This is a genomic window from Rhizobium sp. NZLR1b (assembly GCF_019685155.1).
In the GTDB taxonomy this organism is placed as follows: domain Bacteria; phylum Pseudomonadota; class Alphaproteobacteria; order Rhizobiales; family Rhizobiaceae; genus Rhizobium.
On record NZ_JABDWC010000006.1, the window covers coordinates 136,285 to 155,586 of the forward strand.

Here is a 19,302-nt window from a genome sequence, read left to right on the forward strand (position 1 = left end):
AGATGGCGGAGAAGACGGTTACTTCTGAACCGCCGGCGAAAGCCGGTCTGCGGCAGGCGCTCGTTGCGCCTGTCCGGCTTGCCATGGGGCTGGTCGACGTTCCCATGCGCGCCTGGCAGAAGCTGACGGGGCTGAACGGCATGGCGGGTGTCTTCCTGGCGCCCAACATGCTGATCTTCACCGTCTTCGTGCTCCTGCCGCTGGTCATCAACTTCCTCTATTCGACGACGAGCGGCAGCGGCATCTTCCTGCAGAACAGGACCTATGTCGGCGCCGACCAGTATCGCATCCTCTTCGATTGCGGCTCTTATCTCGACCCTTCGACCTGCGCGGCCGACACCTTCTGGGCGGCTGTGCGCAACACCGCCGTCTTCGTCGTCTTCCAGGTGACGGCGATGCTGATCGCGGCGCTGGCAACGGCTTTGATCCTCAACCGCGAGCTTTCCAATCGGGGCTTCTGGCGGGCCGTGTTCTTCTTTCCGGTGCTGCTGTCGCCCGTCGTCGTCGGCCTGATCTGGAAGTGGATCTTGCAGCGCCAGGGCCTGCTGAACTATGCGCTGAGCCCCTTCGGCTTCGAACCCTTCTCCTGGCTCAGCGATCGTTTCTGGGCCTTCTTCTTCGCCGTCTTCGTCTCGGTCTGGGCGCATATGGGCTTTTACGCGCTGATCCTGCTCGCCGGCCTGCAGGCGATCCCGCGGGATCTCTACGAGGCGGCTGCGATGGACAAGGCAAGCCCCACCCGCATCTTCCGGCGCATCACTTTGCCGCTGCTGATGCCGAACCTCATCGTCGTCCTGGTCCTGGCGTTGATCCGCGCCGTGCAGATCTTCGACGAGGTCTTCGTGCTCACCGGCGGCGGGCCGGGCACCAGCACCATGTACATCACCCAATATATCTACGAGACCGGCTTTGCGAGTTCACTGCGCAATCCGGGGCTCGCTTCGGCCGCCTCGATCCTGATGGGCATCGTGCTCGTCATCCTGACGCTGGTCCAACTCGGAGCCAGCAGCCGTAACGAGAAAAAGGGAACACGCCAATGAGCGCTGTCGGCACGTTCCTGCTGCGCCGCCGCGGCCGCGGCTGGCACTGGACGGATGTCGTCACCTGGATCTGGCTGATCTCGGGCGTCTTCCTGATGTTCGGCCCGGCCGTCTGGCTGGTCTTCTCCTCCTTCAAGACGCCGGCCGCCCTTGCCGAGTTCCCGCCATCCTTCCTGCCCTATGTCACCGAACAGGCCGTGGTGCCGGGTTACGACAAGCCGCTGCCGCTCTATACCGTGACGATGCCCGATGGCAGCAGCCGTGTGCTCGCCGAAGTCCGCCGCATCGGCATCATCGGCCAGATGGTCGATCCGAAACAGCCGGGTGAAATCGTCAAGGCGAACATCAAGGACCGCACCCCGGTGCGCCAGGTCGAATTCGCCGCCGGCAATTACACCGAGCCGTTCCAGCGCTTCGATTTCTTCCTGTTCCTACGCAACTCCGTCTTCGTGACCGTCATCGCGACGGCGATCACGCTGCTGGTCAATTCAATGGCCGCCTTCGCGCTGTCGAAATACCAGTTCCCCGGCCGCACTGCCGTTATGCTGATGATCCTGGCGACGCTGATGGTGCCGCTTTCGGTCATCGTCGTGCCGCTCTATTCCGTCATCGGCACCTTGAACCTCTTCGACAGCCTCTGGGGCGTCATCCTGCCGACGGTCGCCACCCCGACGGGTGTCTTCCTGCTCCGGCAATATATGCTGACCATCCCCGACGAGCTGATCGACGCCGCGCGCATGGACAAGGCCAGTGAATGGCAGATCTACTGGCGCATCATCCTGCCGCTGTCGGCGCCGGCGCTTGCGGTGCTGGCGATCTTCTCGGTCGTCTGGCGCTGGAACGATTTTCTCTGGCCGCTGATCGTGCTGTCGCGCAAGGAACTCTATACGCTGCAGGTCGGTCTCAACGTCTATGCCGGCGAGCTCAACGTGCAATGGCACTACATCCTCGCCATGACGGTCGTCTCGATGATCCCGGTCGTGCTGATCTTCGTCTTCCTGCAGCGCTTCATCACCACGGGCATTGCCGGCTCGGGACTCAAATAGTCAAACAGGAGAGTGCATGAGCGGGCTCGAGCTCAGGAACATTGTCAAGAATTTCGGCACCGTCGAGGTCATCCGTGATGTCTCGCTTGCCGTCGACGATGGCGAGTTCGTCGCTTTCGTCGGCCCTTCCGGTTGCGGGAAATCGACGCTGCTACGTCTGATCGCCGGCCTCGACAAGCCCACAGGCGGCAGCATCGCTATCGACGGCAAGGATGCGACCGAGATCGGCGCCGCCGACCGCGGCCTTGCCATGGTCTTCCAGTCCTATGCGCTCTATCCGCATATGAGCGTGCGGGAAAACCTGGCCTTCGGTTTGGAGAATACCAAGGTGGCCAAGGCCGAGATCGAAGCGCGCATCGCTGACGCCGCCCGCATGCTGGAAATCGAGCCCTTCCTGCAGCGCCGTCCCGGTCAGCTTTCCGGCGGCCAGCGCCAGCGCGTGGCGATCGGCCGCGCCATCGTCCGCCGGCCGGATGCCTTCCTGCTCGACGAGCCATTGTCCAATCTCGACGCCGAACTCCGGGTCAGCATGCGCGCCGAACTCGCCGCCCTCCACGCCCGCCTGAAGGCGACGATGATCTACGTCACCCACGATCAGGTCGAGGCGATGACGCTTGCCGACCGCATCGTCGTGCTTCGAAGCGGCAGGATCGAGCAGGTGGGAACGCCGTTGGAACTATACAACACGCCGGCCAACCGCTTCGTCGCCGGTTTCATCGGCGCGCCGCACATGAATTTCCTGGAAGGTGCGATCATCGGCCATGAGAATGGTTTCGCCGAGGTGGAAACCGTCGGCGGCCACCGTCTCTCGGTGATTGCCAAAGAGACGCGCCCAATCGGCGAAAGGGTCAGCATCGGCATCCGGCCCCAGCACATCACCCTTGCCGATGGAACTGGTGCGCGCAAGCTGGACACCCGCATCACTCTTGTCGAGGAACTGGGCTCGGAGACCGTCGTCCACGCCGACGCAGGTGGAAAGAAGCTCATCGCCGTTTTTGCCGGCCAACAACGGATGAAATCAGGCGACAGCCTGCCGCTGCATCTTGATCCCGCTGTGCTCCACCTCTTCGGCGAGGACGGCCGGCGTCTGTGCTGAGGCGGCGGCAAACCGCTCGTCAGCTTCCAGTCAGCCGTTCCCGAGTACACGAAGCAAGCGCGGTGTCGGCGTGATCATGGTGCAGGACTCGTTCGTGGTCGGCAGTCCGTCCTGTGATTCACGGGGTTCTCGGCTGGCCGCCTCCGACGCGAGAACACCATCCGGTCGACGGTCTCGTCATGGGCGACCAGAGTGTGCCAGGCAGCTGCGGCGAGGTGCAGCGCGAGCATCGCCAGGATAACTCTCGAACCGATCACATGATACGGCGCGATGGTGAACCAGAGGTAGCTCGCGACGAACCCCATGCAGGCCTGTCCGATGATTGCGGCGTAGAAGCCGTAATGAAGAGCCGTCGCGGCCCGGCCGGCCCATGAACCGGGCTTGCTGGATTCGGGCGGTTGAAGGAGACGAAGAACCAGCCGCAGGCCCATCAGCAGGCCAATCGCCATTCCCGCGTAGTTATGAAGCTGGTGCTGGGCGACGTCCCAATGTGATGGCGCGATACCCATGTGGACGGCGTGGTGAATTCTCTCGATGCTGCCGCCGGTCAGATACTGGACCGGCACCATGAAGGCGACGAGCCAATGGAGCCCTATCTGGGGCAGCGAGTAACCACTCTTCATCGATCCTCTCCGAGCGAGACGCGCAGATTAATCTGCGTCAGTTAATGCTTTCTCACCGCCCCATTGCCAAAGGATCTGAGTGCTACAGATCAACCCTCGATTGGAACATTTCCGCCGCCGCACAGTTGGGCCCCGGAAGGGAAACCAGCCGAATGAGACTTGGAAGCATAGTCCGCTCAGTCCAGGTGTTCGTTGTCGTCCTGATGATGGCGGTAAATCCGTTCGGCATGGTCGAGGCGTCGCCCGCCGTTCCAAACCAGCACCAGCCGGCGGCTTCGGAGCAACATCGCGATGCCGGTAATCCTTGCGGGAACCTGACCGCATGCTGTTCGACGATGCACTGCTGCCCAATCCTGCCGCAACTCGCATCAATCGCAGCGCCTCTGATCGAACCGGGGATCCATGAAAGAATGTCGGCCGAGCACCGGCCGCTGCTGCTGACCCGCGCGATCGATCCGCCGCCCCGATCTCTGCCGGGCTGAGACAAATCGACATCAACCAGATTTCGGAGATCGAAACATGAAAACGTTCACCAAGCTTACCCTCTGCGCGGCGGCAGTCGCGGCTTTACTGGCCTTTTCTGCCACAGCTCAGGGTCAAAATACGATGGCCTATCCGGAGAAATGTAAGTCCGAAGGCATGAAGATGGACATGTCGATGTCCGGGGGCATGCCAATGGGCGAAATGACCGATTACCAGAAGGCATCGTCCGACGGCATGAAAGACATGCACCTGAACATGATGCAGGGAATGATGAAGAAGGATGCCGACGTCTCTTTCGTCTGCGGCATGATCGCCCATCACATGGGCGCGATCAGCATGTCGGAGGTTGAACTCAAGTACGGCGACAACGAAGAAGCCAAGCAGATGGCGCAGCGGATCATCGAGGCGCAGAGACAAGAGATCGAAGAAATGTCCAAGTGGGTGGACAAGCAAGTCAAGTAGGAGATTGCGCCATGCATCACATGTCGACTGAAATGAAAGCCTGCATCGACAACTGCCTCGCCTGCTACAGCGAATGCCTGTCGATGGCCATGGGACACTGCTTGGAACTTGGCGGGGAGCATACGAAGCCTCCGCACTTCAAGCTGATGATGGCTTGCGCGGAGATCTGCCGGAGCTCTGCGCACTTCATGCTGATCGGCTCGGAACATCACAGGCACGTCTGCCGGGAATGCGCCGAAATCTGCGCCCAATGTGCCCATGACTGCGCCCGGGTCGGCGATATGCAGAGCTGTGTCGACGCCTGTCTCCGTTGCGCCGAGAGCTGTAAGAAGATGGCGGCCTGATCGGCGCATTCACCCTCTTTCTGCCTGCTGCATAGCTCCTGAAATCGAATTCGATTAAGGATAAACATCCATTTCCAATGTTACAGCGCCGCGCGCCTGAGGAGACGCGCGGCGCGGTCAACGAATATTGAAATTCGGTCACGGCATCGGATATCCGCTGCAGCATCATGGTCACCAATCCAGGCGGCGTCGTCGATGAGATTAACAGCTGACGCGAACAAGTTAGGACCGTTCGCCTTCATGGCAGCAGTTATTTTGACGGCAGCCGTGTCTTCGGCCGCGGAGGATGTCGTCACCATCCGGCAGGCGGACATGAAAGCCATGGCCGCAGCGGCAATGACGATCTCCGGCATGTTCAAGGATCCGTCGGCCTACAAGGCCAGCGAGTTCAAGTGGGCGGCCGATACCATCCGCGACAGGTCAGGAGGCGTTCTCTCCGCACATTTCGCGTCCGAGGCCAACAATCCGGCCGGACCGAAATCGAAGGCCGGGCCAAACATTCTCAAGGAGCGCGACCGGTTCGACCGCATCGCAAACGACCTCCGAGACTATGCCGCCGCGCTGGGTGCCGCCGCGGAAAAGAACCCCGGGCCAATGACCGCCAGCATGCGCATGAAGCCCGGAGAGGCGATGGGCGGCGGCCCTTTCGGCACCCACGTCCGCAATCAGCAGGAGTTGTCGGCGATGCCGGCGGAACATATGTTCCACCTGATGCTGCAGACCTGCACGACCTGCCACACCCGCTTCAGGATGGAGTAACGGCGCCCATGCGTGATTGTCATTGTCTGTCGTATCCACGCGTCTCGCCGTACGTCTGAAGATTCATCGAGGAACGGGACATGCCGGAGGCGGACAAGCCACCGTTGGAGCCACTCGACACACAAAGGCCCGCGCCGAAGCGCGAGCCGGGAATTTTCAAATCAAGACAGCTTTACTGGCTGTTCTTGTGGCTCTGTTGACCAGCTTTTACAGGCTGTTCATGGCTGCCGCCGCGGGTCCCGCTGGACTGCGCGTCGCTGCCACCTGAAGAGGAGCTGCGGGCGTTGGAGTCGTTCTTGTGACTCTGCTGCCCAGCTTTGACGTGCTGTTCGTGGGTTCCACCTTGGTTTGCCATACGGTTCTCCTTCGGTTTGAACGAGGCCACGTCGACCCCGAGGGAAGAACCTCGCTGAGGCGCATGTGTTCCCAATTTTAATATTTCGTGATCTCGTTTCGAAAACAGCGATGAGGAAGCGGACCGGGCGGGTAGGGAGCTCGCCTGCCATTTCGTTGGCCATCGGGAGAAAGCGGAAAAATCCCGATGTTCTCCAGCACCGTCGCGTCCGCTTAGCGCGGCCCGCAACCTCGCTTTGACAATGCCGGTGGTGGCGGGAAGGTTCCGCAATCCACCCGATCCACCCATGCCGGAAGAGCCGCTGCAGCCCGCCGCCTCTTTCCAATTGACCTTGTCGCACTAGCTTAAAAGGCATGCAAAGAAAGGAGAAACCCATGTCCGACGCACCGAATACGGCGACCCCGGCGCGAAGAGTGTTGCGTGGGCGCCCCTATAGCATCAGCGAATTTGCCAGGAAATACCGGCTTGATGACGAGGAGGCCAAGCGCCTCTACGAGAAGTTCGGCCCCTCCGCAACCGAACTCGATCTGCTGATGGCGGCCAAGCGGCGCCCGCCGGGCTTGCCCACCAGTCTCGACGCCTGACGGCCGCACCATGAGGATCCGCACCGGAAGCTGTCTATGCGGGGCGGTTGCCTATCGCGTGGAAGGCGAACCGCTTCGTGTCGGCCTCTGCCACTGTGCCGATTGCCGCAAATCGAGCGGCTCCGCCTTCGTCTTCTTCGCGGTCTGGCCGCGCCGGGCTTTTTCCCACAGCGGCGAGATCGCCACCTTCGCCGGTCGCAGCTTCTGCCCCGCCTGCGGCGGCAGGCTGTTCTGCCTGCAGCAGGAGACGACAGAAATCCGCCTCGGCTCGCTCGACGATCCGCCGAGCGACCTTGCGCCGGACTACGAAGTCTGGATTAAACGGCGCGAGCCCTGGCTGCATCCGCTGCCGGGCGCGGGGCAATATGCCGAAGATGCTGACTGACGTGCGCTTCCCCGCCAAAACTTGACTTTCCTTACCAATATTTCATTTCCCCCGTCCGCAATTCCGTGCCACTTCGGCGGCAATGCTAATGCCCGGTTCATCTGCGTTGTGCTTATTTCGCAGCGGGGCCGAGACGGCTCCCGACTGATCGAGGATGACATGAACGATACCGGAGCCAGCAAGAAGACCGGGGCAGAGACAAACGGCGCGTCCGATCTCGCAGCGGTCCTTGCCGCATCGGGACGGCAGGGCAAGCGCAGCCGCTGGCGCGGACGTCTGCTTATTCTGCTGATTCTCGTCGCCGCTGCAGCCGGCGCCGCATACTTCTATGTGGGGCGCGGGCAAAGCGAAGTGAGCTATGCCACCCAGCCGGCAAAACGCGGCGACCTGACGGTGCTCGTCACCGCCACCGGCTCGGTGCAGCCGACCGAGCAGGTCGATATATCGAGCGAACTTTCCGGCACGGTCCGCGACGTCAACGTCGATTACAACAGCACGATCAAATCGGGCGACGTGCTGGCGCAACTCGACACCAACAAGCTCGAGGCGGATGTGAAGAGCTCACGCGCCAAGCTCAATTCGGCCAAGGCGAATGTCGCCAAGGCCAATGCCGACCTGCAATCAGCAAGCACCTCGCTCGAGCGGCTGAAGAGCCTGGTCAAGAGCAACGTCTCCACCCAGCAGAGCCTCGACGACGCCAGCTACAAATATGATTCCGCCGTCGCCGCCAAACAGATCAACGAAGCCGAGGTCCTGGCCTCGGAGGCCGATCTGCAGCTTGCCGAGGTCAATCTCGCCAAGGCGAAGATCATCTCGCCGATCGACGGCGTGATCCTCACCCGTGCCGTCAATCCGGGTGCGACGGTCGCAGCCTCGCTTTCGGCGCCGATCCTTTTCACCATCGCCGGCGATTTGAAGAAGATGGAGCTGCAGGTCGATGTCGACGAGGCCGATGTCGGCCAGATCGCTGTCGGCCAGAAGGCGAAGTTTTCAGTGGACGCCTATCCCGACCGGAGCTTTCCGGCTGAGATCGAGCAGATCCGCTTCGCCTCCGAAGTGGTCAACAATGTTGTGACCTATAAGGCGGTCCTCTCCGTCGACAATGCCGACCTCTTGCTGCGTCCCGGCATGACGGCGACGGCCGACATCACCGTCGAAGCTGTCAAGGACACGCTGATGGTGCCGAACACCGCGCTACGTTATGCTCCCCCGCAAGCCGAAAGGCGCGGCCGCGGCATTTTCGGGATCTTCGGCCCACCACGTCAGCGCGGCGGCAATTCAGGTCAGGCGTTGACGGGAGCGCAGCGGCGCGTCTGGGTGCTGCGCGACGGCCGGCCCACGCCTGTCGTCATCCAGGTCGGCTCGTCCGACGGTCAGTTCACCCAGGTCGCCTCCGGTGACCTCAAGGAAAACGACGCATTGGTGACCGACGCCACGACGCGTGCGAACTAGGCGGAGAGACGGATGGCAAGCCCGCCGCTCATCGAATTCAGGCAGGTCTCGAAAATCTACGGCGAAGGCGAAGCGGCGATCCGCGCGCTCGACCATGTCGACCTTGCAATCAACACTCACGAATTCGTCGCGATCATGGGCCCATCGGGCTCCGGCAAGTCGACGGCGATGAACATCCTCGGCTGCCTCGACGTGCCGAGTGCTGGCGATTACATCTTCGAAGGTATTCCGACCAGTGGCTTCGACCGAAGCCAGCTGACGCTTCTGCGCCGCCATATGCTCGGCTTCGTCTTCCAGGGCTTCAACCTGTTGTCGCGCACCTCGGCCGTCGAAAATGTCGAGCTGCCGCTGATCTATCGCGGGATGGCGGTGCGCGAGCGGCGCGAACGAGCCCGCGAAGCCCTGGCGCTGGTCGGGCTGTCCGGCCGCGAACATCACAAGACCCAGGAACTATCGGGCGGTCAGCAGCAGCGCGTCGCCATCGCCCGCGCCATCGTCACCGAACCGGCGCTGCTGCTCGCCGACGAGCCCACGGGCAATCTCGACACGAAAACCAGCATCGAGATCATGGATCTGATGACCCGGCTGAACCGCGAGCAGGGCATCACCATCGTCATGGTCACGCACGAACCCGATATCGCCGCCTATGCGCAGCGGCTGTTCAGGTTCGTCGACGGCAAGCTGGAGACCGAGGTCGAGCATCGCAGGAGGGCGGATCATGTTCTTTGAGACGCTGAAGCTGGCGCTGCGCGCCATCAGCCGAAACATGCTGCGCTCGTTCCTGACTGTGCTCGGCGTCGTCATCGGCGTCGCCGCCGTTATCGCGCTGGTGACGATCGGCAATGGCACGACCGCACAGGTCTCGACCGAACTGTCGCGGCTCGGCACCAACATGCTGTTCGTCCGCCCCGGCCAGTTCGGCCCCGGCCGGGCGAGCTCCGAGGCCAAACGCTTCAGCGTCAAGGATGTCGCCGCCATCCGCGATCAGATCGGCGGCCTTAGAGCCGTGGCGCCGCTCAACCAGTCCACCGCGACCGTGATTTTTGGCGGCCAGAACCATTCGACCAGCGTCTCCGGCACCACCAACGACTATTTCGTGGCGCAGGATTGGAGCCTGGCGCTCGGCCGCAATTTTACCCCCGCCGAGGAACGCGGCCAGTCCCGCTGCATCATCGGCGAGACGGTGCGTTCGCAGCTCTTCGGCGCCGCCGATCCGATCGGTCAGCAGATCCGCGTCGGTAAGGTTTCATGCCCGGTTATCGGCGTGCTCGCCAAGCGCGGCCAGTCCGGCATGGGCACCGACCAGGACGATGTCGTCATCATGCCGGTCAAGGTGTTCCAGCGGCGCATCAGCGGCAACAGCAACGTGCCGCAGATCATCATCTCGGCGCGCGACGGCGTCTCCACAGCCAAGGTGCAGTCCGATGTCGAAGATCTGCTGCGCGAGCGCCGCAAGATCGTGCCCGGCCGGCAGGACGATTTCAACGTCAACGACATGACCCAGATCGCCGAGGCGATGACCGGCACGACGACGTTGCTGACCGGCCTGCTCGGCGCCGTCGCCGCCATCAGCCTGCTCGTCGGCGGCATCGGCATCATGAACATCATGCTGGTCTCCGTCACCGAGCGCACCCGCGAAATCGGCATTCGCCTGGCGATCGGCGCGCTCGAAAACCAGGTGCTGACCCAGTTCCTGGTCGAAGCGGTGGCGCTGTCACTGTTCGGCGGCATCACCGGCATCGTGCTTGGCCTGAGCCTCGGCTTCGGCGCGGTGACGCTCCTAAAAGTCCCCTTCGTTTTCAGCCCGATGATGGTCGCCGTCGCCTTCCTCTTCTCCGCCGCAATCGGCATGATCTTCGGCTATTTCCCGGCAAGACGGGCGGCACAGCTCAATCCGATCGAGGCGCTGCGGCATGAGTAAAAGGCAGGATGTCGTTCTCCAGCCGACGGCGGTTCGAGCTGTCACTCATTTGTTCAGGCTGACACCGTCACGTTGCGCCGCGCTGAAAGCGCCTTGTGCAGGGGCGGCACCAGAGCAGTCGAGACGGCGGCCCCCGGCAGACTGGCGAGTTTGGCGAGAAGGCCAACCCACTCTCTGTCTTCCTCGGCCTTGAGCCGAGGATCCATGCCACTGCTGGTTGATGCCGTGTGAATGCTCGGCCCAAGGAGCATTCAGAGGGTGAGGCAAGCGGAAGGAGGCGTTTACGGCGTAGACGCTCAGCAGCTTCGCCTATGTTATTCATCTGTCTCTATTTTGATATATCATCTTGACTTGCCTTCAGTTTTCGAGCGTGCCACTATGTGATATATCAGTCTCGAACGACGGATAGTCCGGCATGCAGACCTCACAGAGCCATCTTGCCTATCTCGCGCTCGAGCATCTGATTGTGACGCTGGCGCTGAAGCCTGGCGCACTTGTCACCGAAAAGCAGCTGATCGATATGGCAGGCCATGGGCGCACACCGGTGCGCGAGGCGATCCAGAAGCTTGCCTGGCAGGGGCTAATCCTGGTGAAGCCACGAGTTGGGCTGCAGGTGTCCGAGATCGCGCCTGAGGATCATGGCGATGTCATGCAAGTACGCCGCGAGCTGGAGCCGATCGCAGCGAGCCTCGTTGCCGAACATGCGACGGAGGAACAGCGCGTCCGCCTTGGCAACTGCGCGCGTGCGATGGAGGAATGCGCCGTCACCGGCGATCTCGCCGGCTTCTTCGCCGCCGACAAGGCTTTCGACGAAATCCTTGAGGAGGCCTGCCCGAACGGCTTCATCATGGCAGCGCTCGGCCCGGTGCAGACGCATTCACGTCGCCTCTGGTATTCGACGGCAAGCCCGGAGCGCATGGATCGCGCCATCGCGCTGCATGTCGCCGTCATCCGCGCCATCCATCAGGGCAATCAGGATGAGGCGCGCGCCGCGATGGCGGTGCTGATCGACTATCTCGCCCAGACATAGAAACGGCCCCGTTTCCGGAGCCGCTGTCAGATCTGATTGTCGGAAAACGTCAGCCGACGAAAGCGCGTTCGATGACGAATTCGGCGGGCTTGCTATTGGCGCCTTCATCGAGGCCGGCCTTTTCGAGCAGTTCCTTGGTATCCTTCAGCATCGCCGAGGAACCGCAGATCATGCCGCGGTCGATCACCGGGTCGAGCGGCGGCACGCCGAGATCGGTAAACAGCTTGCCGGAGGAGATCAGGTCGGTGATGCGGCCGCGATATTCGAAATCCTCGCGCGTGACCGTCGGATAATGCCGCAGCTTGTCGCCGACGACTTCCTTCAGCAACTCGTCGTTCTGGATCTCGTGCACCAAGTCGAAGCCGTATTTCAGCTCGGCGACATCGCGTGTCGTGTGGGTGAGGATGACTTCCTCGAACTTCTCATAGGTCTCGGGATCGCGGATCAGGCTGGCGAAAGGCGCAATGCCCGTTCCCGTCGAGAACATGTAGAGACGGCGGCCAGGGGTCAACGCATCGAGCACCAGCGTGCCGGTGGGCTTCTTGCGCATCAGTACCTGGTCGCCCGGCTTGATTGCCTGCAGATGCGAGGTGAGCGGGCCGTCCGGCACCTTGATCGAGAAGAATTCAAGCTCTTCGGCCCAGGCTGGGCTGGCGATCGAATAGGCGCGGAATACCGGCTTGCCCTCGACCATCAGGCCGATCATCGCGAATTCGCCGGAACGGAAACGGAAGCCCTGCGGCCGGGTCATCGTGAAGCGGAAGAGCCGGTCGGTATAGTGCGTGACATCGAGCACCGTCTCGGCATAGACGCCGGCGGGGATGGACAAGGCGAAGTCTTCGGTCTTTGCAGGCGCGTTCATTGCGGTAGCGGATCCCGTATTCGTCGGATGAACTGTCGGATGCGAGCGAGATATTACAAATCGCGCCCGAATTAAAGGTATTCCATTCCACGCACCACTCCTGAAGGGAAATATGCATGCCATTGTCAGGATTCAATGGCTCGCGGGCAATGTCGTATTTCCCGCTGGCGAAGCCCGGCAAAGGATGCATATTAGGGCGGCGCGCCTGATATCGATGCCGGTTTTCGGCAAAAACGGTGCGACAACAAAGACCTACGGCGTCGGGACCCGATTCAGGAAGAGGGGTCCGGTGATAGTTGGCGAAAAAAGATGCTTGCCGGGGCGAGCGCGATAGGGCGGTCGGGGGAATATGAAGATTTTCAAGTACAAGCGTGTTCCTTACGCGGAGATGCGCGCCTTTTCCGTCCATATCCTGACGGCCTCCGGCTCCTTCCTTGCCTTTCTCGGCGTCGTTGCCGCCGCCGAGCACCGCTTCATCGACATGTTCTGGTGGCTGGGCCTTGCCCTTCTCGTCGACGGCATAGACGGGCCGATCGCCCGCAAGGTGCGCGTCAAGGAAGTGCTGCCGAACTGGTCTGGCGATACGCTCGACAATATCATCGACTACGTCACCTATGTGCTGCTGCCGGCTTTCGCGCTCTATCAGAGCGGCATGATCGGCGAGCCCTGGTCCTTCGTCGCCGCCGGCATGATCGTCATCTCAAGCGCCATTTACTATGCCGATATGGGCATGAAGACCGAGGAGTACTTCTTCTCCGGCTTCCCTGTCGTCTGGAACATGATCGTTTTCACGCTGTTCGTCATCGATGCCAGCGCGACGACGGCGCTCGCCGTCGTCATCGTTTCGGTGGTGCTGACCTTCCTGCCGATCAATTTCCTGCACCCGGTCCGCGTCAAAAGGCTGCGCCCGCTCAATCTCGGCGTCTTCTTCCTGTGGTCGGCGCTGGGCATCTTTTCGCTGCTGATGCACTTCGACACACCCGAATGGGCGCTCATTCTCTTCATCGTGACCGGGCTCTATCTTTACGTCATCGGTGCGGTGCTGCAATTCTTCCCCGCTCTCGGACGCGAAGCATAGGGCAAGCCAGATGACCAAAACGCAGGCGGTTTCATTCTCGAGGACGGGCGGGCCGGAGGTTTTCGACTATGTCGAGCTCGACCTCCCGCCGCCCTCAGTCGGTGAGGTGCAGATCGGCCAAGCGGCGGTCGGCCTCAATTTCATCGATGTCTATTTCCGCAACGGCTCCTACAAGGTGCCGCATCTACCCTTCGTCACCGGCAAGGAGGGCGCCGGCACCGTGACATCGGTCGGCCCCGGCGTTACGGATTTCAAGCTCGGTGACCGTGTCGCCTATGCCAGCGCCGACGGCGCCTATAGCGCTGAGCGCAATATCGAGACGCGCCATCTGGTGCATGTGCCTGACGGCATCGAGCTCGAAACGGCGGCGGCGATGATGTTGAAGGGCATGACTGCCGAATATCTGCTGAACCGCACCTTCAAGGTCGGCCCTGAGACAGTGCTGTTGTTTCATGCCGCAGCAGGCGGCGTCGGGCTGATCGCCGGCCAATGGGCAAAGGCGCTCGGCGCTACCGTCATCGGCACGGCGGGCTCCGAAGACAAGGTCCAGCTGGCGCTCGCCCATGGCTACGACCATGTGATCAACTACAAGAGCGAGGACTTCGCCGTCCGCGTCCGCGAGATCACCGCCGGCAAAGGCGTCGATGTCGTCTACGATTCGATCGGCCGGGATACTTTTCCACAGTCGCTCGATTGCCTGAAGCCGCGCGGCCTTTTTGCCTCCTTCGGCCAATCCTCCGGGCCGATCGAGAATTTCACCCTGGCGATGCTGGCGCAGAAGGGGTCGCTGTTTGCGACGCGGCCGACGCTCTTCACCTACATCGCCGCGCGCCAGGAATTGATCGACAGTGCAAAGGCGCTATTTGATGTTGTGCAAAGCAACAAAGTGCGTATCAATATCAATCAAACCTATCCGTTACGTGAGGTTGGGCAGGCTCACGCGGATCTGGAAACAAGAAAAACAACAGGAACGACGCTGCTGATTCCATGAGATCCGAACGGACCGGCTGGCAGAAGAAATGAGGGGAACGTGTCGCCATTGAATGTGCCGGAGTCCGGTGCGTTATTATCCGTCCAGAAGCTGACGAAGTTCTTCGGTGGCTTTGCCGCCTGCAATGAAATCGATCTCGATATCGCGCCGGGCGAAATTCATGCGCTTCTCGGCGAAAATGGCGCCGGCAAATCCACGCTGGTGAAGATGCTGTTCGGCGTACTGGAGCCGACGGACGGGCATATCCTCTGGCAGGGCAAGCAGGTCTCGATCACCTCGCCGGGTGAAGCCCGCAAGCTCGGCATCGGCATGGTCTTCCAGCATTTTTCGCTGTTCGAGGCGCTGACGGTTGCCGAAAACATCGCGCTCTCGCTCGATGACGCCATCCCGATCGACAGGATCGCCGAGGAGGCGAGGGCACTGTCGCAGGCTTACGGCCTGCCGCTCGATCCGCACGCCCATGTTGCCGATCTCTCGGTCGGCGAGCGCCAGCGCATCGAGATCGTCCGTGCGCTGCTGCAAAATCCGAAGCTGATCATTCTCGATGAGCCGACCTCGGTGCTGACGCCGCAGGAGGCCGACAGGCTGTTCGAGACGCTGTTCAAGCTGCGCGCCGAGGGCCGTTCGGTTCTCTATATCAGCCACCGCCTGGAAGAGGTGCAGCGCATCTGCGACCGCGCCACCGTGCTGCGCCATGGCCGCGTCACCGGTGCCTGCGATCCGAAGCAGGAAACGCCCGCCTCGCTCGCCCGCATGATGGTCGGCAGCGAGGTGGCGACTGTCACCCATCCGGAGTGCAGCGACAAGGGCGAGGTGCAGCTTGCCGTTGCCAACCTTTCCGTCGCCGCCCGCACGCCTTTCGCCATGCCGCTGCGTGACGTCTCGATGACGGTCCGCGCTGGCGAAATCCTCGCCATTGCCGGTGTCGCCGGCAACGGCCAGAGTGAACTCTTCGATGCGCTGTCCGGCGAATATCCGGTCGCGTCGCCCGACGCAATCATCATCCGTAAAAGGCCGGTCGGCACCCAGGGCATCACCGCTCGCCGCCTGCTCGGCGCCGGCTTCGTGCCGGAGGAGCGTCACGGCCATGCCGCCGTTTCCGCCATGAAACTGTCGGACAATCTGGTGCTCGCCCGCAGCCAGTCGGACCGCAAGGCGTTTCTCGGCCTGCTCGGCATCATCCGCCATGGAGCGGTGAAATCTGCCGCGCGGCGGATTTCCGAGGCCATGGATGTCCGCAAGAGCGGCGATGATCCGGCCGCCGGCTCCTTGTCCGGCGGAAATCTGCAAAAGTTCATCGTCGGCCGCGAGCTCGACCGCCAGCCGGCGGTGCTCGTCGTCAACCAGCCGACCTGGGGCGTCGATGCGGGTGCTGCTAGCCGCATCCGCCAGGCATTGGTCGATCTGGCCAGAAGCGGTTCGGCGGTTGTCGTCATCAGCCAGGATCTCGACGAGATCTTCGAAGTGGCGACCGATATCGCCGTCATCTGCGAAGGCCGCCTTTCCAGCCCGGCTGCGGCCGGCGAGCTGACGCGCGAAAAGATCGGCCTGCTGATGGGTGGCCTGCACCAGAGCGGCAATGCCCCGGAGGCGCGCCATGCGCATTGAAGAGGCGCCCCATGCGCATTGAAGAGGCAGCCCATGCGCATTGAACTCGAAAAACGCCCCGACATCTCGAAGCTCTACGCTTTCGTCTCGCCGCTGCTGGCCCTTGTGCTGACTCTGATCTTCGGCGCCATCATGTTCGCAATGCTCGGCAAGGACCCTGTGGAGGCGCTGAACGCCTTCTTCGTCGAGCCGCTGCTCGAGGTCTGGTCGCTGCACGAACTGGCGATCAAGGCAGCACCCCTCATCCTGATCGCCGTCGGCCTGGCCGTCTGCTATCGCTCGAACAACTGGAATATCGGCGCCGAAGGCCAGTTCACCATCGGCGCCATCACCGGCTCCTATCTGCCGATCGTCTTTTACGATTGGCATTCGCCGCTGGTGCTGCCGCTGATGCTCATCCTCGGTGCGCTCGGCGGTGCGCTTTTCGCCGCCATTCCGGCGCTGCTGAAAGCGCATTTCAACACCAATGAGATCCTGACATCGCTGATGCTGGTTTATATCGCCCAGCTCTTCCTCGATTGGCTCATTCGCGGCGCCTGGCGCGATCCGAAGGGCTTCAACTTCCCGGTCTCGCGCGATTTCGCCCCTGAGGCGGTGCTGCCGGCGATCTGGGAAGAATCGGGCCGGGCGCATTGGGCCTTTATCTTCGCCATAGTCGCGGCCATCGGCGTCTGGTTCATGCTGCGTTATACGCTGAAAGGCTTCGAGATCGTCGTGCTCGGCCAATCGGAGCGGGCAGGGCGCTTTGCCGGCTTCTCGTCGAAGAAGATGATCTGGTTCAGCTTTCTGTTTTCGGGCGCTCTTGCCGGCCTTGCCGGGATAGCCGAGGTCTCCGGCTCGATCGGCCACCTGCAGCCGGCGATCTCGCCGGGCTACGGCTTCACCGCCATCATCGTCGCCTTTCTCGGCCGCCTCAATCCGCTCGGCATCATCGCCTCCGGCCTGGTGCTGGCGCTGACCTATCTCGGCGGCGAGGCGGCACAGCTGTCGCTCGGGGTCTCCGACAAGGTCACCCGCGTCTTCCAGGGGCTGTTGCTGTTCTTCGTGCTGTCCTGCGATACGCTGATCTATTACAAAATCCGCATTGTCTGGTCGCGGCTAAGGGGCGAGGCGGCATGAGCATCTTCGAAGCCATTCTGCTGACGGTCATCACCGCCTCGACGCCGCTCGTCATCGCCGCCCTCGGCGAACTCGTCACCGAGCGTTCCGGCGTGCTCAATCTCGGCGTCGAAGGCATGATGATCATGGGCGCGGTTGCCGCTTTTGCCGGCGCGCAAATGTCGGGCTCGCCCTATGTCGGCATCGTCTGCGGCATTGCGGCAGGCGCGCTTTTCTCTCTTCTCTTCGCCTTCCTGACGCTGACCCTGGTGGCAAACCAGGTGGCGACGGGATTGGCGCTCACCCTTCTCGGCCTCGGCGCCTCCGGCATGCTTGGCGAGGCCTATGTCAGCGTGCCCGGCATCCGGCTGGGAGAGATCGTTATCCCGGGCCTGTCGGATATTCCGGTCATTGGCCACGTTCTCTTCAGGCAGGATCTGGTCTTCTACCTGTCGATTGCGCTTGTCGTCGGTGTCAGCTGGTTCCTGTTCCGCAGCCGCGCCGGGCTGAAGCTGAGAGCGATCGGCGACAGTCACGGTTCGGCCCATGCGCTCGGCATTCAGGTTATCCGCACGCGATATCTGGCGGTGATGTTCGGCGGCGCCTGCGCCGGTCTTGCCGGCGCCCAACTGTCGCTTGTCTACACCCCGCAATGGGCGGAGAACATGTCGGCCGGCCGCGGCTGGATCACGCTGGCGCTGGTGGTGTTCGCCTCCTGGCGGCCGTGGCGGGTTTTTGCCGGCGGCTATCTCTTCGGCGCGGTCACCATCCTGCAGCTGCACGCGCAGGCATTCGGTCTCGGCATTCCCTCGCAGTTCCTCTCGATGCTGCCCTATGCCGCGACTATTGTGGTTCTCATCATCATTTCCCATAATCGGCGCACGACGTTGATCAATACGCCCGCCTCGCTCGGAAAAGCCTTCGTGCCGGAGCGATAAGGCAAGAACACAATGACGGGTTCCGCAATAACTTCAAACCAACAGGGGTCACCATGAAGAAGTTCGCATTCACACTCGCCGCCTCGGCCGCCGCCGTGATCGGCATCTCGTCCGCCGCAGAGGCTGCTGATAAGACCAAGGTCTGCTTCGTCTATGTCGGTTCGCACACCGATGGCGGCTATTCGCAAGCCCACGATCTCGGCCGCCAGCAGGTCCAGGCCGAGTTCGGCGACAAGATCGACACGCCTTACCTCGAAAACGTACCGGAAGGCCCGGATGCCGAGCGCGCCATCGAGCGCCTTGCCCGTTCCGGCTGCAAGCTGATCTTCACGACGTCCTTCGGCTTCATGGATGCGACCGTCAAGGTCGCCGCCAAGTTCCCGAAGGTCAAGTTCGAGCACGGCACCGGCTACAAGTCCGGCCCCAACCTCGCCACCTACAATTCGCGTTTCTATGAAGGCCGCTACATCCTAGGCCAGATTGCCGCGAAGACCTCGAAGAACCACGGCGCCGCCTACATCGCCTCCTTCCCGATTCCCGAAGTGGTGATGGGCATCAATTCGTTTGAGCAAGGCGCCAAGTCGGTCGATCCGAGCTTCAAGCTGAAGGTCATCTGGGTCAACACCTGGTTCGACCCGGGCAAGGAAGCCGACGCCGCCAAGGCGATGGTCGACCAGGGCGTCGACGTCTTGACCCAGCACACCGATACGACGGCGCCGATGCAGGTTGCCGAAGAACGCGGCATCCACGCCTTCGGTCAGGCGTCCGATATGATCGCAGCCGGTCCCAAGGCGCAGATGACGGCGATTGTCGACACCTGGGGCACCTACTACTCCAAGCGCATCCATGCGCTTCTGGACGGCACCTGGAAGTCCGAGCAGAGCTGGGACGGTCTCAAGGACGGCATCTTGAAGATGGCGCCCTACACCAACATGCCCGACGACGTGAAGAAGATGGCAGAGGAAACCGAAGCCAAGATCAAGTCAGGTGAACTGCATCCCTTCACCGGCCCGATCAACAAGCAGGACGGCACACCCTGGCTGAAGGCCGGCGAAAAGGCCGATGATGGCACGCTGCTCGGCATGAACTTCTATGTCGAAGGAGTCGACGACAAGCTGCCGGCGCAATAAGTCGCCTTCAATTCGCA

General features: G+C 61.9%; 23 protein-coding genes. 19 read left to right on the forward strand and 4 right to left on the reverse strand.

The window, feature by feature from the left end:
• Window positions 1-2: 2 nt before the first annotated feature.
• Genes HJB84_RS11270 through HJB84_RS11280 form a run of 3 tightly spaced genes read left to right on the forward strand, consistent with a single transcriptional unit; the run spans window position 3 to window position 3,182 of the window.
• Window positions 3-1,040: a carbohydrate ABC transporter permease gene (locus HJB84_RS11270; protein WP_207584184.1), complete on the forward strand. Its 1,038-nt coding sequence runs from the start codon at window positions 3-5 to the stop codon at window positions 1,038-1,040.
• Window positions 1,037-2,086 carry a carbohydrate ABC transporter permease gene (locus HJB84_RS11275; protein WP_207584185.1) on the forward strand — a complete coding sequence of 350 codons (1,050 nt, stop codon included), beginning with the start codon at window positions 1,037-1,039 and terminating at the stop codon, window positions 2,084-2,086. Before HJB84_RS11270 ends, HJB84_RS11275 begins: the two co-directional genes overlap by 4 nt.
• 16 nt (window positions 2,087-2,102) lie before the next feature.
• Entirely contained in the window at window positions 2,103-3,182 is a 1,080-nt protein-coding gene (locus HJB84_RS11280; protein ID WP_221115953.1) for an ABC transporter ATP-binding protein, read from the forward strand.
• Window positions 3,183-3,256: 74 nt separating this feature from the next.
• Here the strand turns inward: HJB84_RS11280 and HJB84_RS11285 are convergent, their stop codons facing one another.
• Window positions 3,257-3,805: a cytochrome b gene (locus HJB84_RS11285; protein ID WP_207584187.1), complete on the reverse strand. Its 549-nt coding sequence runs from the start codon at window positions 3,803-3,805 to the stop codon at window positions 3,257-3,259.
• Between the two features lie 152 nt (window positions 3,806-3,957).
• Between HJB84_RS11285 and HJB84_RS11290 the strand changes: the two genes are divergently transcribed.
• The 4 genes from HJB84_RS11290 (at window position 3,958) to HJB84_RS11300 (ending at window position 5,853) form a co-directional block, all read left to right on the forward strand.
• Complete coding sequence (locus HJB84_RS11290; RefSeq protein ID WP_221115954.1) at window positions 3,958-4,287, forward strand: hypothetical protein; 330 nt, start codon at window positions 3,958-3,960, stop codon at window positions 4,285-4,287.
• Between the two features lie 37 nt (window positions 4,288-4,324).
• On the forward strand, window positions 4,325-4,750 hold the full coding sequence (locus HJB84_RS11295; RefSeq protein ID WP_207584189.1) for a DUF305 domain-containing protein: 426 nt from the start codon (window positions 4,325-4,327) through the stop codon (window positions 4,748-4,750).
• A gap of 11 nt (window positions 4,751-4,761) precedes the next feature.
• Window positions 4,762-5,094 carry a four-helix bundle copper-binding protein gene (locus HJB84_RS33565; RefSeq protein WP_259671075.1) on the forward strand — a complete coding sequence of 111 codons (333 nt, stop codon included), beginning with the start codon at window positions 4,762-4,764 and terminating at the stop codon, window positions 5,092-5,094.
• 240 nt (window positions 5,095-5,334) lie between these two features.
• Entirely contained in the window at window positions 5,335-5,853 is a 519-nt protein-coding gene (locus HJB84_RS11300) for a cytochrome c (RefSeq protein ID WP_405049223.1), read from the forward strand.
• A 172-nt stretch (window positions 5,854-6,025) separates the two neighbouring features.
• On the opposite strand, the gene HJB84_RS11305 is transcribed toward HJB84_RS11300, so the two are convergent.
• A complete protein-coding gene (locus tag HJB84_RS11305; RefSeq protein WP_221115955.1) occupies window positions 6,026-6,208 on the reverse strand; it encodes a hypothetical protein in 183 nt (60 codons plus the stop codon).
• 374 nt (window positions 6,209-6,582) lie between these two features.
• Here HJB84_RS11305 and HJB84_RS11310 point away from each other — a divergent pair, with 374 nt between their 5' ends.
• The 5 genes from HJB84_RS11310 (at window position 6,583) to HJB84_RS11330 (ending at window position 10,550) form a co-directional block, all read left to right on the forward strand.
• Window positions 6,583-6,792: a hypothetical protein gene (locus HJB84_RS11310; RefSeq protein ID WP_164015325.1), complete on the forward strand. Its 210-nt coding sequence runs from the start codon at window positions 6,583-6,585 to the stop codon at window positions 6,790-6,792.
• A 10-nt stretch (window positions 6,793-6,802) separates the two neighbouring features.
• On the forward strand, window positions 6,803-7,177 hold the full coding sequence (locus HJB84_RS11315) for a GFA family protein (protein ID WP_207584193.1): 375 nt from the start codon (window positions 6,803-6,805) through the stop codon (window positions 7,175-7,177).
• Window positions 7,178-7,336: 159 nt separating this feature from the next.
• Window positions 7,337-8,629, forward strand: coding sequence for an efflux RND transporter periplasmic adaptor subunit (locus HJB84_RS11320; RefSeq protein ID WP_221115956.1), 1,293 nt, complete (start codon window positions 7,337-7,339; stop codon window positions 8,627-8,629).
• A 12-nt stretch (window positions 8,630-8,641) separates the two neighbouring features.
• Window positions 8,642-9,358, forward strand: a complete 717-nt coding sequence (locus tag HJB84_RS11325; RefSeq protein WP_221115957.1) for an ABC transporter ATP-binding protein — start codon at window positions 8,642-8,644, stop codon at window positions 9,356-9,358.
• Window positions 9,348-10,550, forward strand: a complete 1,203-nt coding sequence (locus HJB84_RS11330) for an ABC transporter permease (RefSeq protein ID WP_207584196.1) — start codon at window positions 9,348-9,350, stop codon at window positions 10,548-10,550. Before HJB84_RS11325 ends, HJB84_RS11330 begins: the two co-directional genes overlap by 11 nt.
• Window positions 10,551-10,603: 53 nt before the next feature.
• On the opposite strand, the gene HJB84_RS11335 is transcribed toward HJB84_RS11330, so the two are convergent.
• Complete coding sequence (locus HJB84_RS11335; RefSeq protein ID WP_221115958.1) at window positions 10,604-10,756, reverse strand: hypothetical protein; 153 nt, start codon at window positions 10,754-10,756, stop codon at window positions 10,604-10,606.
• A 209-nt stretch (window positions 10,757-10,965) separates the two neighbouring features.
• On the opposite strand from HJB84_RS11335, the gene HJB84_RS11340 reads away from it, so the two are divergent.
• A complete protein-coding gene (locus HJB84_RS11340) occupies window positions 10,966-11,580 on the forward strand; it encodes a GntR family transcriptional regulator (protein WP_221115959.1) in 615 nt (204 codons plus the stop codon).
• 49 nt (window positions 11,581-11,629) lie between these two features.
• Here HJB84_RS11340 and HJB84_RS11345 read toward each other — a convergent pair whose 3' ends face one another.
• On the reverse strand, window positions 11,630-12,442 hold the full coding sequence (locus HJB84_RS11345) for a ferredoxin--NADP reductase (RefSeq protein ID WP_003539571.1): 813 nt from the start codon (window positions 12,440-12,442) through the stop codon (window positions 11,630-11,632).
• A gap of 349 nt (window positions 12,443-12,791) precedes the next feature.
• Between HJB84_RS11345 and pcsA the strand changes: the two genes are divergently transcribed.
• From pcsA to HJB84_RS11375, 6 genes are read left to right on the forward strand one after another with little or no spacing between them, the layout of a single operon-like run.
• Window positions 12,792-13,520: a phosphatidylcholine synthase gene (gene pcsA / locus HJB84_RS11350; RefSeq protein WP_207584203.1), complete on the forward strand. Its 729-nt coding sequence runs from the start codon at window positions 12,792-12,794 to the stop codon at window positions 13,518-13,520.
• Window positions 13,521-13,530: 10 nt separating this feature from the next.
• A complete protein-coding gene (locus tag HJB84_RS11355) occupies window positions 13,531-14,511 on the forward strand; it encodes a quinone oxidoreductase (RefSeq protein WP_221115960.1) in 981 nt (326 codons plus the stop codon).
• Window positions 14,512-14,550: 39 nt separating this feature from the next.
• Window positions 14,551-16,119, forward strand: a complete 1,569-nt coding sequence (locus tag HJB84_RS11360; RefSeq protein WP_207584205.1) for an ABC transporter ATP-binding protein — start codon at window positions 14,551-14,553, stop codon at window positions 16,117-16,119.
• Between the two features lie 33 nt (window positions 16,120-16,152).
• Window positions 16,153-17,238 (forward strand): ABC transporter permease, encoded by a 1,086-nt coding sequence (locus tag HJB84_RS11365; RefSeq protein ID WP_207584206.1) that lies wholly within the window; start codon window positions 16,153-16,155, stop codon window positions 17,236-17,238.
• On the forward strand, window positions 17,235-18,155 hold the full coding sequence (locus tag HJB84_RS11370) for an ABC transporter permease (RefSeq protein ID WP_207584207.1): 921 nt from the start codon (window positions 17,235-17,237) through the stop codon (window positions 18,153-18,155). The genes HJB84_RS11365 and HJB84_RS11370 overlap by 4 nt, the downstream gene beginning before the upstream one ends.
• Before the next feature lie 53 nt (window positions 18,156-18,208).
• Window positions 18,209-19,285 carry a BMP family ABC transporter substrate-binding protein gene (locus tag HJB84_RS11375; RefSeq protein WP_221115961.1) on the forward strand — a complete coding sequence of 359 codons (1,077 nt, stop codon included), beginning with the start codon at window positions 18,209-18,211 and terminating at the stop codon, window positions 19,283-19,285.
• The last annotated feature ends 17 nt before the right edge of the window (window positions 19,286-19,302 follow it).

Bases quoted from the DNA above. Each gene is read 5' to 3' on its own strand.
- HJB84_RS11320 (WP_221115956.1), top strand. From the start codon at position 7,337: ATGAACGATACCGGAGCCAGCAAGAAGACCGGGGCAGAGACAAACGGC.
- HJB84_RS11310 (WP_164015325.1), top strand. From the start codon at position 6,583: ATGTCCGACGCACCGAATACGGCGACCCCGGCGCGAAGAGTGTTGCGT.
- HJB84_RS11305 (WP_221115955.1), bottom strand. From the start codon at position 6,208: ATGGCAAACCAAGGTGGAACCCACGAACAGCACGTCAAAGCTGGGCAG.
- HJB84_RS11315 (WP_207584193.1), top strand. From the start codon at position 6,803: ATGAGGATCCGCACCGGAAGCTGTCTATGCGGGGCGGTTGCCTATCGC.
- HJB84_RS11285 (WP_207584187.1), bottom strand. From the start codon at position 3,805: ATGAAGAGTGGTTACTCGCTGCCCCAGATAGGGCTCCATTGGCTCGTC.
- HJB84_RS11300 (WP_405049223.1), top strand. From the start codon at position 5,335: ATGGCAGCAGTTATTTTGACGGCAGCCGTGTCTTCGGCCGCGGAGGAT.
- HJB84_RS11370 (WP_207584207.1), top strand. From the start codon at position 17,235: ATGAGCATCTTCGAAGCCATTCTGCTGACGGTCATCACCGCCTCGACG.
- HJB84_RS11330 (WP_207584196.1), top strand. From the start codon at position 9,348: ATGTTCTTTGAGACGCTGAAGCTGGCGCTGCGCGCCATCAGCCGAAAC.
- HJB84_RS11345 (WP_003539571.1), bottom strand. From the start codon at position 12,442: ATGAACGCGCCTGCAAAGACCGAAGACTTCGCCTTGTCCATCCCCGCC.
- HJB84_RS11295 (WP_207584189.1), top strand. From the start codon at position 4,325: ATGAAAACGTTCACCAAGCTTACCCTCTGCGCGGCGGCAGTCGCGGCT.
- HJB84_RS11325 (WP_221115957.1), top strand. From the start codon at position 8,642: ATGGCAAGCCCGCCGCTCATCGAATTCAGGCAGGTCTCGAAAATCTAC.
- HJB84_RS11365 (WP_207584206.1), top strand. From the start codon at position 16,153: ATGCGCATTGAACTCGAAAAACGCCCCGACATCTCGAAGCTCTACGCT.
- HJB84_RS33565 (WP_259671075.1), top strand. From the start codon at position 4,762: ATGCATCACATGTCGACTGAAATGAAAGCCTGCATCGACAACTGCCTC.
- HJB84_RS11375 (WP_221115961.1), top strand. From the start codon at position 18,209: ATGAAGAAGTTCGCATTCACACTCGCCGCCTCGGCCGCCGCCGTGATC.
- HJB84_RS11290 (WP_221115954.1), top strand. From the start codon at position 3,958: ATGAGACTTGGAAGCATAGTCCGCTCAGTCCAGGTGTTCGTTGTCGTC.
- HJB84_RS11280 (WP_221115953.1), top strand. From the start codon at position 2,103: ATGAGCGGGCTCGAGCTCAGGAACATTGTCAAGAATTTCGGCACCGTC.
- pcsA (WP_207584203.1), top strand. From the start codon at position 12,792: ATGAAGATTTTCAAGTACAAGCGTGTTCCTTACGCGGAGATGCGCGCC.
- HJB84_RS11270 (WP_207584184.1), top strand. From the start codon at position 3: ATGGCGGAGAAGACGGTTACTTCTGAACCGCCGGCGAAAGCCGGTCTG.
- HJB84_RS11355 (WP_221115960.1), top strand. From the start codon at position 13,531: ATGACCAAAACGCAGGCGGTTTCATTCTCGAGGACGGGCGGGCCGGAG.
- HJB84_RS11335 (WP_221115958.1), bottom strand. From the start codon at position 10,756: ATGGATCCTCGGCTCAAGGCCGAGGAAGACAGAGAGTGGGTTGGCCTT.
- HJB84_RS11340 (WP_221115959.1), top strand. From the start codon at position 10,966: ATGCAGACCTCACAGAGCCATCTTGCCTATCTCGCGCTCGAGCATCTG.
- HJB84_RS11275 (WP_207584185.1), top strand. From the start codon at position 1,037: ATGAGCGCTGTCGGCACGTTCCTGCTGCGCCGCCGCGGCCGCGGCTGG.